Annotated in this window: 16 protein-coding genes; 10 read left to right on the forward strand and 6 right to left on the reverse strand. The window is 72.1% G+C overall.

All coding sequences use genetic code 11. The annotated features are described in order from the left end of the window. The first annotated feature begins 33 nt into the window (after window positions 1-33). The 6 genes from ACGFH9_RS04835 (at window position 34) to ACGFH9_RS04860 (ending at window position 4,970) form a co-directional block, all read left to right on the forward strand. Complete coding sequence (locus ACGFH9_RS04835) at window positions 34-903, forward strand: hypothetical protein (RefSeq protein WP_393215393.1); 870 nt, start codon at window positions 34-36, stop codon at window positions 901-903. Next, window positions 900-2,096 (forward strand): fumarylacetoacetase, encoded by a 1,197-nt coding sequence (gene fahA, locus ACGFH9_RS04840; protein ID WP_393215396.1) that lies wholly within the window; start codon window positions 900-902, stop codon window positions 2,094-2,096. Before ACGFH9_RS04835 ends, fahA begins: the two co-directional genes overlap by 4 nt. Window positions 2,097-2,328: 232 nt before the next feature. Continuing rightward, complete coding sequence (locus ACGFH9_RS04845; protein WP_355050986.1) at window positions 2,329-2,538, forward strand: DUF397 domain-containing protein; 210 nt, start codon at window positions 2,329-2,331, stop codon at window positions 2,536-2,538. Window positions 2,539-2,671: 133 nt separating this feature from the next. Further along, window positions 2,672-3,154, forward strand: coding sequence for an SRPBCC family protein (locus tag ACGFH9_RS04850; RefSeq protein WP_393215399.1), 483 nt, complete (start codon window positions 2,672-2,674; stop codon window positions 3,152-3,154). Between the two features lie 88 nt (window positions 3,155-3,242). Then, entirely contained in the window at window positions 3,243-4,499 is a 1,257-nt protein-coding gene (locus ACGFH9_RS04855) for a PQQ-binding-like beta-propeller repeat protein (protein ID WP_393215402.1), read from the forward strand. 99 nt (window positions 4,500-4,598) lie between these two features. Continuing rightward, window positions 4,599-4,970, forward strand: coding sequence for an LPXTG cell wall anchor domain-containing protein (locus tag ACGFH9_RS04860; RefSeq protein ID WP_393215405.1), 372 nt, complete (start codon window positions 4,599-4,601; stop codon window positions 4,968-4,970). Window positions 4,971-5,019: 49 nt separating this feature from the next. Here the strand turns inward: ACGFH9_RS04860 and ACGFH9_RS04865 are convergent, their stop codons facing one another. The 6 genes from ACGFH9_RS04865 to hppD form a co-directional block, all read right to left on the reverse strand. Next, window positions 5,020-5,706 carry a hypothetical protein gene (locus tag ACGFH9_RS04865; protein ID WP_393215408.1) on the reverse strand — a complete coding sequence of 229 codons (687 nt, stop codon included), beginning with the start codon at window positions 5,704-5,706 and terminating at the stop codon, window positions 5,020-5,022. A gap of 355 nt (window positions 5,707-6,061) precedes the next feature. Continuing rightward, complete coding sequence (locus ACGFH9_RS04870) at window positions 6,062-6,616, reverse strand: hypothetical protein (protein ID WP_393215411.1); 555 nt, start codon at window positions 6,614-6,616, stop codon at window positions 6,062-6,064. A gap of 121 nt (window positions 6,617-6,737) precedes the next feature. Then, window positions 6,738-7,841, reverse strand: coding sequence for a histidinol-phosphate transaminase (hisC, locus tag ACGFH9_RS04875; protein WP_393215414.1), 1,104 nt, complete (start codon window positions 7,839-7,841; stop codon window positions 6,738-6,740). Further along, window positions 7,838-8,881 (reverse strand): RDD family protein, encoded by a 1,044-nt coding sequence (locus ACGFH9_RS04880; protein ID WP_393215417.1) that lies wholly within the window; start codon window positions 8,879-8,881, stop codon window positions 7,838-7,840. The genes hisC and ACGFH9_RS04880 overlap by 4 nt, the downstream gene beginning before the upstream one ends. A 37-nt stretch (window positions 8,882-8,918) precedes the next feature. Further along, entirely contained in the window at window positions 8,919-9,575 is a 657-nt protein-coding gene (locus ACGFH9_RS04885) for an RDD family protein (protein WP_393215420.1), read from the reverse strand. 11 nt (window positions 9,576-9,586) lie between these two features. Next, window positions 9,587-10,792, reverse strand: coding sequence for a 4-hydroxyphenylpyruvate dioxygenase (gene hppD, locus ACGFH9_RS04890; protein WP_393215423.1), 1,206 nt, complete (start codon window positions 10,790-10,792; stop codon window positions 9,587-9,589). Window positions 10,793-10,922: 130 nt separating this feature from the next. Here hppD and ACGFH9_RS04895 point away from each other — a divergent pair, with 130 nt between their 5' ends. The 4 genes from ACGFH9_RS04895 to ACGFH9_RS04910 all read left to right on the forward strand — a co-directional run bounded on the left by ACGFH9_RS04895 (window position 10,923) and on the right by ACGFH9_RS04910 (window position 16,178). After that, the gene (locus ACGFH9_RS04895; RefSeq protein ID WP_355238382.1) at window positions 10,923-11,462 is read left to right on the forward strand and encodes an Lrp/AsnC family transcriptional regulator; all 540 of its coding nucleotides are present in this window, start codon (window positions 10,923-10,925) and stop codon (window positions 11,460-11,462) included. A 13-nt stretch (window positions 11,463-11,475) separates the two neighbouring features. Continuing rightward, entirely contained in the window at window positions 11,476-12,924 is a 1,449-nt protein-coding gene (locus tag ACGFH9_RS04900; RefSeq protein WP_393215425.1) for a PQQ-binding-like beta-propeller repeat protein, read from the forward strand. Between the two features lie 114 nt (window positions 12,925-13,038). Further along, complete coding sequence (locus ACGFH9_RS04905) at window positions 13,039-14,706, forward strand: fumarate hydratase (protein ID WP_393215428.1); 1,668 nt, start codon at window positions 13,039-13,041, stop codon at window positions 14,704-14,706. Window positions 14,707-14,768: 62 nt separating this feature from the next. Beyond that, window positions 14,769-16,178 (forward strand): class II fumarate hydratase, encoded by a 1,410-nt coding sequence (locus ACGFH9_RS04910; protein ID WP_393215431.1) that lies wholly within the window; start codon window positions 14,769-14,771, stop codon window positions 16,176-16,178. The last annotated feature ends 2 nt before the right edge of the window (window positions 16,179-16,180 follow it).

Genomic DNA, 16,180 nt, shown 5'->3' on the forward strand with positions numbered 1-16,180 from the left:
CGTTCCTCGTAGCGTCCCGTAGATTCTTGTTCCGTGTCAACGCAGGTGCCCGCGCTCCTTCACGCCCTGGTGGACGACGCCGCCGTCTTCCCTCCGGGCAGCGCCGCGCTGCACGACGCCGTGCAGGCGCACCGCAAGCACCGCACCGCCTGGTATGCCGACCTGGTCGGCCCGCTGCTCGTTCCCGCCTCGACCGTCGTGACCGGCGAGCTGAGCGGTCTCGTCGATCCCGGCGAGGCTCTGACGATCGGGTTGATCGGTGACACCGGGATCGCTGGCCTGCCGTTCGCGCTCTCCTTCCTGGCGCCGGACGGCGTGACGGCCCGGCAGGTCGAGGTGGCCGTGGCCAAGCGGGGCGAAGACCCACTGCCCGGCGCCACCGAACTGCTGCGGCTGACCGAGGCCATGCCGGGCATCGAGGCCGTGTACGCCGAGCTGCCGTTGACCTTCGGGCTGATGGGTGCGCTGGACGCGCTCACCGCCGCCCGGGCCGACGGCGTGCCGATCGCCGCCAAGTTCCGCACCGGCGGCCTCGCCGCCGAGCTGTTCCCCACCCCGGCCGAGCTGGCGGCGGTGATCTGCGCCTGCCGCGACCGCGCCCTGCCGTTCAAGCTCACCGCCGGGCTGCACCAGGGTCTGCGGCACCTGGACCCGGAGACCGGGTTCACCCACCACGGCTACACGAACGTGCTGGCCGCGACGCTCGCCGCCGCCGACGGTGAGAGCGTGCGGGTGGTCGCCGAGCTGCTGACCGCTCTCGATCCGCGTCCGCTGCTGGAACGCGTCAACGGAAGGCTGGACGCGCCGCGCCCACTCTGGGTCGGCTTCGGCTCGTGCAGCATCCTGGAACCACTTACCGATCTGATCCGGCTGGGGCTGGTGAACGGGGGCTGCGACGCATGACCTGGGTGAGCGACGTCGACGGTTCGCCGTACGGTGTGACGAACCTGCCGTACGGGGTGTTCTCCTCGGGCGGGGGCGAGCCGCGGATCGGCGTACGCGTCTCCTCGTGGGTGTTGGACCTGGCCGGGGCGGAGGCCGCGGAGCTGGTGCTCGCCGCCGGCACGCTGCGCCGGCCCACCCTCAACGACTTCATGGCGCTCGGACGTCCGCAGTGGACGGCGGTCCGGCAGCGGATCGTGGAACTCCTGACCGATCCGGCGCACCGGCCGGCGGTCGAGCCGCTGCTGGTGCCCCTGGCCGACGTGGAGATGCTGCTCCCGTTCGAGGTGGCCGACTACGTCGACTTCTATTCCTCGGAGCACCACGCGTCGAACGTCGGGCAGATCTTCCGCCCGGGTCAGCCGCCGCTGCTGCCCAACTGGAAGCACCTCCCGATCGGCTACCACGGGCGGGCCGGCACCGTCGTCGTCTCCGGCACGCCGGTGGTCCGGCCCACCGGGCAGCGGGCGTCCGCCGAGGGCCCGGTGACCGGCCCGTCGGTACGCCTCGACATCGAGGCCGAGGTCGGCTTCGTGGTCGGTGTGCCCAGCGCGCTCGGCGACCGGGTGTCGGTGGACGACTTCGCCGACCACGTCTTCGGGGTGGTGCTGGTCAACGACTGGTCGGCCCGGGACATCCAGGCCTGGGAGTACCAGCCGCTCGGCCCGTTCCTCGGCAAGTCCTTCGCCACCTCGGTCTCGGCCTGGGTGACGCCGCTGGAAGCATTGGCCGACGCCTTCGTGCCTGCGCCGGACCAGGACCCGCCGGTCGTCGACTACCTGCGCGACGTGCCGCACCTGGGGCTCGACCTCCGGCTGGCGGTCGAGTGGAACGGCGAACGGGTCAGCGAGCCGCCGTTCGCCGGCATGTACTGGACGCCGGCCCAGCAGTTGGCACACCTCACCGTCAACGGCGCGTCCCTGCGCACGGGCGACCTGTACGCCTCGGGCACCGTCTCCGGCCCGGACCGCTCCCAGGTCGGCTCGTTCCTGGAACTGACGTGGGGCGGGGCCGAGCCCGCCAAGGTCGGCACCGAGAGCCGTACCTTCCTCGCCGACGGCGACACCGTCACCATCACCGCCACCGCACCCGGTCCGGACGGCACCACCATCGCCCTCGGCGAGGTGACCGGAACGGTCAGGCCAGCCCGCTGAGCTGCCCGCGCTCTGACACCTGAGCGGCTGCCCGTCGGGCCGTCCCGTCACGTCGGCCGTCTCGTCGGGTCGCGCCGTCTCATCGACGAGACTCGTTATCGCACCGTCTGTGCGATAACCAAAAGCGGTTACCCCGTTGATCACGCGGATCACGTCGCCCCGCCACTCCCACAGGTCGGACCTTCTCCGGCCCGGGTGGTGGGGCGTCCCGACGCACACGGAGGTAACAACGATGCACGATCTCACCGGAGCGCTCTGGCGCACGAGCAGCCGATCCAATGACCAAGGGCTCTGCGTGGAGGTGGCGGACAACCTGGTCGACGTGATCGGCCTGGTCGCGGTCCGCGATTCCAAGGACCAGAGCGGTCCCACACTTGCTGTCAGCCCGCCGGGATGGACAGCATTCGTCGGCGCGATCAGGTCCGGTCGCTTCGAGCGCTGAGCGGTGTCGCACCGGTGAAACGGTGCGACATGGCCGCCGAAAAGGGACACGTGGCCTCCGGGTGGTGGAATTTCCGTCCGGGGGCCTCGTCCTGCCCGCACCGCGCGTACCGTCGACGGCACGGGAGGGTGACATGTCGACGGTCGCGGTTACCGGTTTCATCGAGGCGCACGCTGTCGATGTCTGGTGCCTGCTGACCGACAGGTCCGCCCGGGCCACCCGGCTGGCCGGGGCCGACAGCGTCCACGTGCTGACCCCGGGTCCGTTCGGGCCGGGCACCGCCTGGCGGGAGGAGCGCGTCCAGCCCGGTGGCGGCACGGTTGTCGAGGAGTTCCTGGTGGTGGAGGCGTTCGCGCCGCAGCGGCTGGTGCTCTGCTCCTCCGGCGCCGGTGCGGACTACCGGATCACGTGGAGCCTGCGGCCGGTTCGCCGTCGCCGTCGCCCGTGCACAGCCATCACCGTCACCCAGGAGGCGGTGCCCACCGACTCGTACGGACGGGTGGTGGCACTGCTGCTCGGTGGCCTCGCCGCCAGAGCGGTCGAGGTGGCGCTCCAGCGTGACCTCGCCGACCTGGCCGTCGCGGCCCGGGCCCTCGGCTCGCTCGAAGCGGCCTGACCTCCCGCTCCCGTCAGAGGTTCGACCCGTACGACCTGGCCGGGCTCGGGCCCGCTGCGCTGGGTAGGGTGCCGGGCGGAGGTGCGGCATGGGGTTCCCGAGGGGCCGGCGACGGCTCGTGCTGGCGGTGGCGGTGCTGCTCGCCGTGGCGGCCGTCGCGGTCGTCGTCCACCGAGTGCTCGCACCGGCCGAGGTGAGTACGCCGGCGCACGGTGACTATCCGGCCGCGCCCCGACCGGCCGCCGGTGTGATCGGTCGACTGCCGGTCGCCCCGTTGATCGTGGACGGGACGCTGCGGGTGTACGCCGCCCACCGCCAGGTCTATGCCGACCGACCGGTGGACGGGCGCTACCGGACCACGCCCTACTGGTCGTACCGGCGGTGGCCGGCGGAGCTGACCGGGGTGGTGGCGAGCGGCAGCACCGTGGTCAGCCGCTGGTCGGACGGTCGGTTGGTCGCGCTCGACGCGTCCACCGGTCGGGTGCGGTGGCGAGCCGATGGCCCGAAGCCCACCGAGAGCCGGGCGGTGGCACGGCGTACCGGTGCGGCAGTCGTCTGGGATCCGCGCGGGCTGCACCTCACCGACCTGACGGACGGCCGCACGGTGGTGGTGGTCAGCGGAGACGCCGAGGCACGCGGGGTCGAGGTGAACGGCGGTCAGCAGTTGTGGCGGGTCGACCTGCCCGGCCGGTGCCGCAGCGATGTCGGCACCACCGACGGGGGACAGCTGATCGGTCTGGACAGATGTGCCGGGCCCGCGGCCGTCGAGTTCCGGGACGCGGCGACCGGCGCGGTGCGCGAACGGTGGCGACCGCCGGGCGGGTCGGACGAGTTGGTGGTGACTCCGCTCGGTTGTCGTACCGGCTGGTCGGACTGCCAGGCCCTGCGCACGGCGGGGCCGGGTGACGAGGCCGGCCGGGGTTGGCTGGTGGGTGTGGGCGAGCCGGTCGCTGCCCCCGCGCTCGACCCGGCCGGTGCCACCGTGGTGGGCGAGCAGGCCGTGGTGGTGCTCGACGGGGTGGCGGTGGGCCGCTCGGTGCGTACGGGCGCGGAGCTGTGGCGGCGTGCCGATCTCGGTGTGGCACGGGTCCTGGCGGCGCAGCCCGGCCGGGTGCACCTGCTGACCGAAGCGAACGACCTGGTGACGCTGGAACCGGCGACCGGTACGCAGCTGTCCCGCTTTCCGCTGGAGGTCGGACGGGACGGGACGGGCTGGCTGCCCGGGGCGGTGGGGGCCGAGGGCGGCTACGTCGCGGTGGAACGCCTGCGCAGGCCGGTCGACCCCGCCGGCGACGACAGGCGTTACTACCTGACGGCGGAAGCGGTGGTCCTGGCCGCCACCTGATCGTGGTGTTCCCGGCGGCTGCAGAGCTGAACTGTCCATACCCTTTGTCGGTAAAAGGTATGTTTTTCACGGTTCAGTTCTCCGGGAAGGGGTCAGTGCATGGGCAGGACAGGCAACTACCTCGTGGGTGGCGCGCTGGTCGCCGCGGCGAGCCTCGCACTGGCGGGTCCGCCGGCGCTGAACGCGGATGCCGCCTGGGCGCGCGGGTTCGGGGGCGTCCGGGTCGCGCCGTCGGCGGACACCGGCGTCACCTTCGAGATCCTGCCGGCGTCTCCGACGCCCATGCCGACACAACCCCCGCCACCCACGCCCACACCCACGCAACCCACGTCGGCGCCACCCCAGCCCACGCCCAGCCACGGTGGCCGACTGCCGGTCACCGGTTCGGGCGGTTCGACGTTGCTGCTCGCCGGTCTGGGTGTGACCCTGCTGGTGGTCGGTGGGTTCGCCGCCCGCCGGAGGAAGGCCTGACGTGCGCCTGCCGTCGGCGGCCGTGCGTCGCGTCGACGCCGGTGTGGCGTCAACGTCCGGCCGGAACCCGCTCCCGTGGCCGCCCGGAGGGGGGTCGGCGGGACTGCCGGGAGCGGCGGGCCAGCACCGCGAGGCCGGCGAGGAGCAGGAGGCCCACACCAGCCGCCGTCACGATCCAGCCGGACGTCATCCGGGAGACGACGCTGCCCCGCTCGCCGACCTGACCCGCATCAGGGAACTCGATCCGCGCGCTGAGGCTGCGCTTCACCAGCCCGCTCTCCAGGTTCACCTCGACCTTCCAGGGCCCGTTCGGCAACTCGACCGGTAGTCGGGCGACGACCTGCCCGGAGCCACCCGGCGGCAGCGTGACGCCCTGCCCGACCTGGAACGGTCCGGCTCGGCTGCCGGCCGGCCCATCGGTGAGGGTGACCGAGCCGGCGAGGTCGATGGCGCGGCCGCCGGTGTTGGTGACCTGGGCGGTCACCGAGGGTTCGTCCGTCGGGCCGCGGGCCGGGCGAAGCTCGCCGATGGCGAAATCGGAGACCGGTTCGCCCCCGGGGCCGACGTCGAGGTAGACCCGGACGCCGACCCGATGGATCTGGGTCACCTCCTTGCCGGAGCGGGGCGCGGAGGTGGCGGACGCCCAGATCACGCCGTACCGCTCACCCCGCGAGGCGGCCGGCGGCACGGTGATGGTCGCCCGGACCCGGGCCTCGCCCCACGGTTCGATCTCCACGACGGGGCTGTCGAGGCTGATCCACGAGGTCAACTCATTGGCCGCGTGGCCCTCGCCGAACCTGAACGTCGAACCGTCGACGGTCGCCGACGCCGCGTACGCGTCGACGCGGCGGGCCTCGTCGGTGCGATTGGTGATCAGCAGTTGCCGCGTGATGGTGGTGCCCGGCGGCAGGTGGTCGACAATGTACCGCAGCGCCCGGGGGTCGTCGCGGCGATTGCTCGGCGCCTCCAGTAGCCGGATCCCGAGGCGGTCGTCGGCGTCCGGCTCGGCCGCGCCAGCCCGGGGCGGCAGACCCGGACCGGCGAGGCTGAGCAGCGCCAGTGCGACCGCGACGGTCGACCGGCTCCGGCGGCTAGGCCACCGAATGCGTCACCGTCCCGGTGTAGACGCCCGCGATGCTGTCCAACGGCACGTGGACGATCAGGGTGGGGTTCCAGGTCGCTGTGTTGCCACCCGTGCCGCCCGAGTGGGTGAACGCGGTGAGCGGAGTGACGCTGCTCAGTGGTGCGGCGTTGGCGGAGGTGGCCTGCCCCGGCGTGAAGGTGCCGTCGCCGGTGGTCGCCGTCGCCGGGCCGGACCAGTAGTCGATCTCCTCGGGGAGGACCGTCTCGGGAGGGCTGCCGCCGCCGGTCTGGAAGACGCTCGCGGTCACCGAGGCCACCCAGGAGGTATCCGAGGCGCCTCGGGAGTCGGTGACCGTGACCGGGCCGAGCTGGCCGGTGATGGTGCCACCGGGGGCACCATCACCGAGATCCGCGCTTGCGGGTGCGTCGATGTCGAGGGTCCCGGCGAGCACCTCGAACGTCGTGGTGGTGGTGTCGGTCGGCGCGGCGATGGCCGGTGCGGCGAGGAAGCCCACCATCGCTGCGGCGGCTGCCCCGGTGAGGCAGATCTTGGCAATTCGCACTGTTCGTTACCCCGTTTTCTCGAAGTGAGCCGGTGCGATTTGTCGAGGCGACCGGCTACTTCGGAAGATAGGGCAGCAACTCCGCTAAAGCGGACAAACAGGGCTTATCTCCCGATCTGGGTCAGGTCAGCGCCGACTCCGCAGCGGCCAGGAACGCGTCGTTCTCGGCAGGGGTGCCGATGGTGACCCGGACGCCGTCCCCGGCGAACGGCCGGACGATCACCCCACGGGCCTCGCACGCCTTGCCGAACGCCACGGCCCGGTCACCCAGCGGCAGCCAGACGAAGTTCGCCTGGCTGGTCGGCACGTCGGGCACGAACTTGCGCAGCGCCTCGGTGACCCGGTCCCGCTCGGCGACGACGAGCGCGCACCGGCGCTCCATCTCGTCCGCCTGGGCCAGTGCCGCGAGCGCGCCGGCCTGGGCGGCCGTGCTCGTGGAGAACGGCGTGACCACCTTGCGGACCGCCGCCGCCACGGCGGGCTGCGCGACCAGCCAACCGATGCGCAGCCCGGCCAGGCCCCACGCCTTGGACAGGGTGCGCAGCACCGCGACGTTCGGCCGAGCGAGGTAGTCCAGGCCGTCCGGCACCTCGGGGTCGGTCACGAACTCCCGGTACGCCTCGTCGATGACCACCAGCACGTCGTCCGGCACGGAGTCGAGGAACCGGTCCAGCTCGGCCCGGCGTACGGCCGTGCCGGTGGGGTTGTTCGGGTTGCAGACCAGGATCATCCGGGTCCGGTCGGTCACCGCCGCCGCCATCGCGGCCAGGTCGTGACCGTGCCCGGCGTCGTTGGCGACCCGCACGCTTGTCGCGCCGCTGGTCGCCGCGATGATCGGGTACGCCTCGAACGACCGCCACGAGTAGAGCACCTCGTCGCCGGGCAGGCAGGTGGCCCGGACGAGGTGCTCGGCGAGCGCCACCGACCCGCAGCCGGTGGCGATCCGGTCGGGGTCCACGCCGTAGCGCTGTGCCAACGCGTCGCGCAGCGCGACGACGCCCATGTCGGGGTACCGGTGCGACGCGGTGACCGCTTCGGTGACGGCCTCGACCACACCCGGCAGCGGCCCGTACGGCACCTCGTTGCTGGCGAGCTTGATCGCCTCTGGCAGACCCAGCTCGCGGGCCAGGTCGGCAGGGCTGCGCCCGGGGACGTAGCTGGGCAGCGCGTCCAGGTCGGCGCGGGTCAGTCGCAGCGCCGGCTCGTGACGTCCGGAGTCGGTCATGGGGTGTCTCCCGAGGGCTGAGGGTGATCGTCGGTGGCGGGGGGACCGGTGGTCGCCGGGACCTCGACGACGACCGTCTGCGCGCGCCTGTCGTGCAGCGCCCGGCGCAGCGGGTGGTCGAAGAGGGGGGACAGGGAGTCGACCAGTTGCAGCAGCAGGCCGAGCCCGAAGCAGTACCAGAGGAGTGTGGGCATGCCCAGCGTCGACCACCGGCGCAGCGCCCGGCCGAAGCCCAGCGGCTGGTCGGCGGCGATGGGGACCGCGCGGATCCGCATGACCCGCTTACCGATGGTCTGTCCGTTGCCCGCCATCGCGGGCACCTCGTACGCCAGCCACAGCGCGGTGGCGATCACCAGGATCACGATCTGGAGGAGCCCGGCCTGCTCGCTGATCGGCGGCATCCCCTCGCTGGAGGTGTTGCCCTCCGAGGCGCGCCGGAACGCCTCCCGCCAGTACGGTGCCAGCTCGTCCAGCCACCGCCAGACGAACCAGCCGTTGACAAGCGCGTTCAGTGCGAAGACGAGGCTGAAGTCGATCAGTCGGGCGACGAGCCGCCGGCCGTAACCGGCCAATCTGAACCCGTGCGGACGCGGCTCGGGCGGCCGGCCGGGCCAGCCGGGGGCCCAGCCGGGCGGGGGGCCCTGCGGACCCCAGGCGGGAGGGCCACCCGTTGGCGTCCAACCGGGCGGAGTCCCCTGCGGTGGCCAGCCGGGCGGACCGGCCTGTGGGCCCCAGCCACCCGCGCCCGGCGTGGGCTGCGAGCCGTACCCCGGGTGCGGTGGGGGTGGCGCGGGATGCGGTGGCGGCCCCGCGTGCGGTGGCGACCCGGGGTGCGGCGGCCAGCCCGGCGTGGTGGTCACCGACGGGGAGGTGGCGGGCGTGGCCGGGGCGACCGGTACGGGCGGGGGCTCGGGCGGCGGCGGCCCGTCGGGCGGGGTCGCGTCGACGGGAATGGGCGCGCCGAGCCAACCCTCGCCGTCCCAGTAGCGACGGGTCTCGGGGTCGGCGGGGTCGACGTACCAGCCGGGATCCACACTCACGCCGACGCTCCGCTGCCGTACCTGCTGGTTCGCTCGCTCACGCCGCAACCTTAACGACGACCGTTTTGGCGAACTTGTCGTGGAGGCACTGCTGCCAGGGCTTGTCCCAGAGTTGCCAGAATCCGTCGGCGTAGCTGAGGCCGGGGACCAGCGAGCAGGCCAGGTACTGCACGAGCCAGCGGCGGCCGGCCATCCCTCGGTCGAGCGTGCCGTTCGGGTCGAGCGGCACCACGCGCAGCTTCATGATCTTCTTGCCGAGTGTCTGGCCGCCGCGCTTGAGGTACTCCACGTGGTAGAGCCAGTACAGCCCGAGCAGCACGACGAACAGCCCGACCTCGAACAGCAGCATCGGCAGGAAGAAGCTGGTGAAGAAGGTGGCCGGGTCGGGCTCCACGAGAGTGCCGTCCGGGTTGGTCCGGGTCATCTCGCTGAACATGCGCCACCACAGGACGAGGAAGACCGGCATGAACAGCACGAGCGACACGACGCTCGCCAGGGCCGTGTCGATGAGCCAGGCGAGCAGCCGGTCACCGAAGCTGGCCAGGGGCTGTCCGGCCGGGCTGAGCGCAGGCGGGACGGCCGGCCAGTGCTGCGCGGGGTGCCCGGGTGGGGCGTACTGCGGCGGCGCGACGCCGCCGGCGGCGGGCGGAGGCCCACCCACCGGCGGCGTGTGGTACGGCGGAGGCTGCGTCACGCTCGACAGTGTTACAGGTTGCCGCGCGCTTCCTGCTCCCGCTCGATGGCTTGGAAGAGCGCCTTGAAGTTGCCCTTGCCGAAGCCCAGCGAGCCGTGCCGCTCGATCAGCTCGAAGAAGACGGTCGGGCGGTCCTGCACGGGCTTGGTGAAGATCTGGAGCAGATAGCCGTCCTCGTCCCGGTCGACCAGGATCTTGCGCTCCTTGAGCTGCTCGATCGGCACCCGCACGTTGCCGATGCGGGCGCGCAGCTCCGGGTCCTCGTAGTACGAGTCCGGGGTGTCCAGGAACTCCACGCCGGCGGCGCGCATCGCGTCGACGCTGGCCACGATGTCGTTGGTGGCGACGGCGATGTGCTGGGCGCCCGGGCCCTGGTAGAACTCCAGGTACTCGTCGATCTGCGACTTCTTGCGGGCGATGGCCGGCTCGTTGAGCGGGAACTTCACCTTGCGGGTGCCGTTCGCGACGACCTTGCTCATCAGCGCCGAGTAGTCGGTGGCGATGTCGTCGCCGATGAACTCCGCCATGTTGGAGAAGCCCATCACCCGCTTGTAGAACTCCACCCACTCGTCCATGCGGCCCAGCTCCACGTTGCCGACCACGTGGTCGACGGCCTGGAAGAACCGCTTCGGCTGGATGCCGGCGTCGATCATCGGCTGCCGGTCGACGATCGGGCCGCGGGCCACGAAGCCCGGCAGGAACGGGCCGCGGTAGCGGGAGCGGTCGACGAGCGTGTGCCGGGTGTCGCCGTACGCGGCGATGGCGGCGATCCGGACGGTGCCGTGCTCGTCGGTCACGTCGTGCGGCTCGACGACGCTGGCGGCGCCCTGCGCCACGGCGTGGGCGTACGCGGCGTCGACGTTCGGAACCTCGAGCGCGATGTCGCTGATGCCGTCGCTGTGCTTGGCCACGTGCTCGGCGCCGTCGGCGTCCGGGCGCACCGCGCCGGTCAGCACGAACCGGGCCGATCCGCTGGTCAACACGTACTGGGCATGGTCGCGGTAGCCCTGCTCCGGCCCCCGGTACGCCACACAGGTCATGCCGAACGCGGTGGAGTAGTAGTGCGCCGCCTGCTTGGCGTTGCCGACGAGGAAGTGCACGTGGTCGAGCCCACGGACGGGAAACGGGTCGTGGCTGATGTCGTGGTCGACAGCGCCGACGAGCCGGTCGATGTCGACGTCCTCGGTCGACTGGGGTCGGTCGATCGCCTGGGTCATGGTGGCCTCCCTCGCGTACCGGCCGGCCTCGTGGGCCGGTTCTTCACCGAAGGATCGCGGTACGGGCACCGGGTGGGCAACTGTTGGCATAAAGGCTGGTCAGGTTGCGCATTCGGTATGGTCTGGACCCATGAATGGTGAGCAGGCTGTACAGCTCGACGTGCTCGATGTCCGGTTGGTCGAACTGCTCGCCGAGGAGCCGCGGATCGGGGTGCTGGAGTGCTCCCGGCGGCTCGGCGTGGCCCGGGGCACCGTGCAGGCGCGGCTGGACAAGCTTGTCGACCGGGGCGTCATCCTGGGCTTCGGTCCGGAGATCTCGCCGGCCGCGATCGGGTTCGGGGTGACCAGCTTCGTCACCTTGGAGATCAGCCAACGGCAGGGCCACGACCCGGTCACGGCGCACCTCGCGGCGATCCCCGAGGTGCTGGAGGCGCACACCATCACCGGTTCCAGCGACCTGCTCTGCCGAATCGTGGCCCGCTCCAACACCGACCTGCAACGGGTCATCGACCAGATCGTCTCGTTCACCGGTATCACCCGCGCCTCGACGATCATCGCGCTCGCGGAGCAGATCTCGTACCGCACGCTGCCACTGGTCCGCAGCGCTGTAACACCTTCCGGCACAGAAAGCGCGGCGACACGGCGGCGCGGGCGTACGGAAGATCCGTGATCGTGGCTACGGTGTGCGGGTGGCGAAGGGGAGCGTGCGCGTCGGGCTGCTGGCCGGCCTCGCCGTGGTCGTCGCCCTCGCCGCCACCGGCGTATGGAATCCGTTCCCGGGCATCTGGGACTGGGTGGACCGCAGCGAACCCATCTCCGAGCCGGACGTCGTCTGGCAGCAGCGGGTCGGTGGCACCCCGCGCAGCGTGACCATCGCCGGCGACACCGTCGTGGTCGAGCAGCGCACCCGGGTGGAGGCCCGCAGCCTGGCCACCGGCGCCCAGCTCTGGGAGCGCAAGGCGGACTGGGCGGCGGTCGCCGGCGGCGACCGCGATCCGGTCGTCGCCGTGGGCAAACTCCTGGTCAAGGGGTACGAGCTGCTCGATCCGACCACCGGGGCGACCCGGCGGCGCGACAACGACGCCGTGGCCGTGTGGACGTACCGGAACCTGCTGCTGGACGCCCGCTGCTCGGACGCCACCGACTGCACCCTGAGCGCGTGGGACCCGCGCGGCACCGCACCGCTGTGGACGGCCTTTTTGCCCGGCGTGCACAGCGGCCTCCTCGCCGACAACCCCGGCCTGCGCGGCACGCGCCGGCTGACCGCCACCCGCGTCGACGACGGGGTGGCCGGGCCCGAGGCCGCGCCTCCGCTGCTCGGCTTCCCGGTCGACGGCCGCGTGCACGTCGTCGACACCGCCACCGGTCGGGTGTTGCAGAACGTCGAGCCCGGCCGGGACGAGCGGATCTCGGTGGTGGGCGGCCGGATGCTCCGGATCGCCGCCCGCTCGCAGGACGGCACCTGCTACTTCGCCATCTCGGCCCGTGACCCGGCGACCGGACAGGAGGCGTGGCAGCGGGCCGGGGTCAACCTGCGCACCGCCGACACCGCCGGCTGCGTCCAGCGCGAGGACCCGCAGGGCGCACGGAACGTGCTGATCGGCGTCGGCCCGGACGGCCGCGAGGCGGTCATCGACGGGTACGACGGGCGACTGCTCTGGGTCGGTGAGGCGAGCACCAAGCTCGTCGCCGTCGACGACCGCTACGCGGTGTTCCGCTCCGCGGACAAGCGCTCGGTGGTGTCCCGCGAACTCGGCGCCGACCGGGTCCGCTGGACCCGGCCGGCCAGCGCCAAGGCGGGTGCGGCGCTCACTCCGTACGCGGCGGTGCTCGCCGACGAGAAGCCGTCGAGGCTGGTCGCCCTCGACCCGCGCACCGGGCGGGAGCTGGCCGTGCTGCGGACCTCCGCGAACGCCCTCGCCGTCGGCTCACAGGGCATGATCATCGGCGAGGGTCGGGAGATCGGGTACGTCCGCTTCGGCACCACGCCCGGCGCTCCCGTCCCGCCTCCCGGCAACGGCGGCAACCCCGGCCCGGGCGGCACCCGTCCCGGGCAGGGCGACGACGGCAACGGTGACTGCGGGCCCAAGGGTGAGCTGTGCACCGAACCGGACGGCGGCAAGGACGGCTGAGCGGGCGGTACTCCGGCGCGTCGAGCGCGGCCGGCCCCGGCGGATGAGAGCGGCGTCCCAGACCCCGCCCGGCGGGTGGGAATGATCGACCGGTCTGCCCTAGGCTTGCCGCTCATGAGCAGTGCCGCCGCATTCTCGTACGCCCCCCTGCTGCCGACCGGTCCCGACCAGACGGAGTATCGCCTGGTCACCGACGAGGGCGTGGACGTCGTACACGGCCCGGGGGGCCGTCGTTTCCTCACCGTGGAGCCGGCCGCGCTCACCGCGCTGACCGCCGAGGCGATGCACGACATCGCCCACTTCCTGCGCCCCGCGCACCTGGCGCAGCTCCGGGCGATCATCGACGACCCGGCCGCCTCGCCGAACGACCGGTTCGTCGCGCTGGACCTGCTGCGCAACGCCAACATCGCCGCCGGTGGGGTGCTGCCCATGTGCCAGGACACCGGCACCGCGATCGTGATGGGCAAGCGCGGCCGACACGTGCTGACCGACGGTGCGGACGCCGAGGCCATCTCACGCGGCGTCTACCAGGCGTACACGAGGCTCAACCTGCGCTACTCCCAGCTCGCCCCGCTGACCATGTGGGACGAGCGGAACACCGGCAGCAACCTGCCGGCCCAGGTGGAGCTGTACGCCGAGGACCCGGACGGGCACCCGGACGCGTACAAGTTCCTCTTCATGGCCAAGGGCGGCGGCTCGGCCAACAAGTCGTACCTCTACCAGGAGACCAAGGCGCTGCTCAACCCGACGCGGATGATGCAGTTCCTGGAGGAGAAGCTGCGGCTGATCGGCACCGCCGCCTGCCCGCCGTACCACCTGGCCATCGTCATCGGCGGCACCTCCGCCGAGTACGCGTTGAAGACCGCGAAGTACGCCAGCGCCAAGTACCTCGACGCGCTGCCCACCTCCGGGTCGATGAGCGCCCACGGCTTCCGGGACCTGGAGCTGGAGGCCGAGGTGCTGGAGCTGACCCGCAACTTCGGCATCGGGGCGCAGTTCGGCGGCAGGTACTTCTGCCACGACGTGCGGGTGGTCCGGCTGCCTCGGCACGGCGCCTCGTGCCCGGTGGCGATCGCCGTCTCCTGCTCGGCCGACCGGCAGGCCGTTGCCAAGATCACCCCGTCGGGCGTGTGGCTGGAGCGCCTGGAGACCGACCCGGCGCGGTTCCTGCCCGACGTCACCGACGACGCGCTCGAGGCCGAGATGGTCGTGCGGGTCGACCTGAACCGGCCGATGGACGAGATCCGCGCCGAGCTGTCCAAGTACCCGGTGAAGACGCGGCTGTCGCTGTCGGGCCCGCTCGTGGTGGCCCGGGACATCGCCCACGCCAAGATCGCCGAGCGGCTGGACGCCGGTGAGCCGATGCCGCAGTACCTGCGCGACCACGCCGTGTACTACGCCGGCCCGGCGAAGACCCCCGAGGGGTACGCGTCCGGCTCGTTCGGCCCGACCACGGCCGGCCGGATGGACGCGTACGTGGAGAAGTTCCAGGCCGCCGGCGGCTCCCAGGTGATGCTGGCCAAGGGCAACCGGTCGGGTCAGGTGACCCGCTCCTGCCAGCAGCACGGCGGCTTCTACCTCGGCTCGATCGGCGGTCCCGCGGCCCGTCTCGCCCAGGACTGCATCAAGCACGTGCAGGTGCTCGAATATCCGGAGCTGGGCATGGAAGCGGTCTGGAAGATCGAGGTGGAGGACTTCCCCGCCTTCATCGTGGTCGACGACAAGGGCAACGACTTCTTCGCCGAGGTCACCAAGCCGGTGCTCACCATCGGCCACCGCTGACCGCTCCTGCTGGCCGGGCTGGGCTGACGGATCATCTGCGAGTCGGCCACGGGCGCGGCAGGATGGTACGCGTGACGACTCCAGAGGCGACCGGTTACCGGATCGAACGCGACTCGATGGGCGACGTGGAGGTGCCCGCCGAGGCGCTGTGGCGGGCGCAGACCCAGCGCGCGGTGCAGAACTTCCCGATCTCCGGCCGAGGCATCGAGCCGGCCCAGATCAAGGCGCTCGCGCAGATCAAGGGCGCGGCGGCCGAGGTCAACGGTGAGTTGGGCGTGATCGACGCCAACGTGGCCGCCGCGATCGCCGCCGCCGCCGCGCACGTCGCCGAGGGCGGGTACGACGACCAGTTCCCGGTCGACGTGTTCCAGACCGGTTCCGGAACGTCGTCCAACATGAACGCCAACGAGGTGCTCGCGACCCTGGCGAGCCGCGAGCTGGGCTCCCCGGTGCACCCGAACGACCACGTCAACGCCTCCCAGTCCAGCAACGACGTGTTCCCGTCCTCGATCCACCTGGCGGCCACCCAGTTCATCGCGGAGGACCTGCTGCCGTCGCTGGCCCACCTCGCCGAGGCGCTGGAGGGCAAGGCGTCCGAGTTCGAGACGGTGGTGAAGGCGGGACGTACGCACCTGATGGACGCCACGCCGGTCACCCTCGGGCAGGAGTTCGGCGGGTACGCCGCCCAGGTCCGCTACGGCATCGAGCGGTTGGAGGGCTCGCTGCCCCGGCTGGCCGAGCTGCCGCTGGGCGGTACCGCAGTGGGCACCGGGATCAACACGCCGCTCGGCTTCGCCGCCGCCGTGATCGGCAAGTTGCGCGAGTCGACCGGTCTGCCGCTGTCCGAGGCGCGTAACCACTTCGAGGCGCAGGGCGCCCGCGACGCTCTCGTGGAGACCTCCGGGCAGCTGCGGACCATCGCGGTGGGCCTCTACAAGGTCGCGAACGACATCCGCTGGATGGGTTCCGGTCCCCGGGCCGGCCTGCGGGAGCTGCGCATCCCCGACCTCCAGCCCGGCTCGTCGATCATGCCGGGCAAGGTCAACCCGGTGGTCGCCGAGGCGATGCGGCAGGTCTGCGCCCAGGTCATCGGCAACGACGCGACCGTCGGTTTCGCCGGCTCCCAGGGCGACTTCGAGCTGAACGTCATGCTCCCGGTGATGGGCCGCAACCTGTTGGAGTCGATCCGGCTGCTGGCCGCGGCGAGCCGGCTGTTCGCCGACCGCCTGGTGGCCGGCCTGGTCGCGGACGCCGAGGTCTGCCTCGCGTACGCCGAGGGTTCGCCGTCGATCGTCACTCCGCTGAACCGCTACCTCGGGTACGACGAGGCGGCCTCCATCGCCAAGGAGGCGCTGGCGAAGCAGGCCTCCATCCGCGAGGTCGTCATCTCCCGAGGGCACGTCGACTCCGGCAAGCTCACCGAGACCCAGTTGGACGAGACGCTGGACCTGCTCCGGATGACCCACCCCTGACC

Origin of the sequence: Micromonospora sp. NPDC049102, assembly GCF_043197485.1 — a bacterium.
Taxonomy (GTDB): Bacteria; Actinomycetota; Actinomycetes; order Mycobacteriales; family Micromonosporaceae; genus Micromonospora.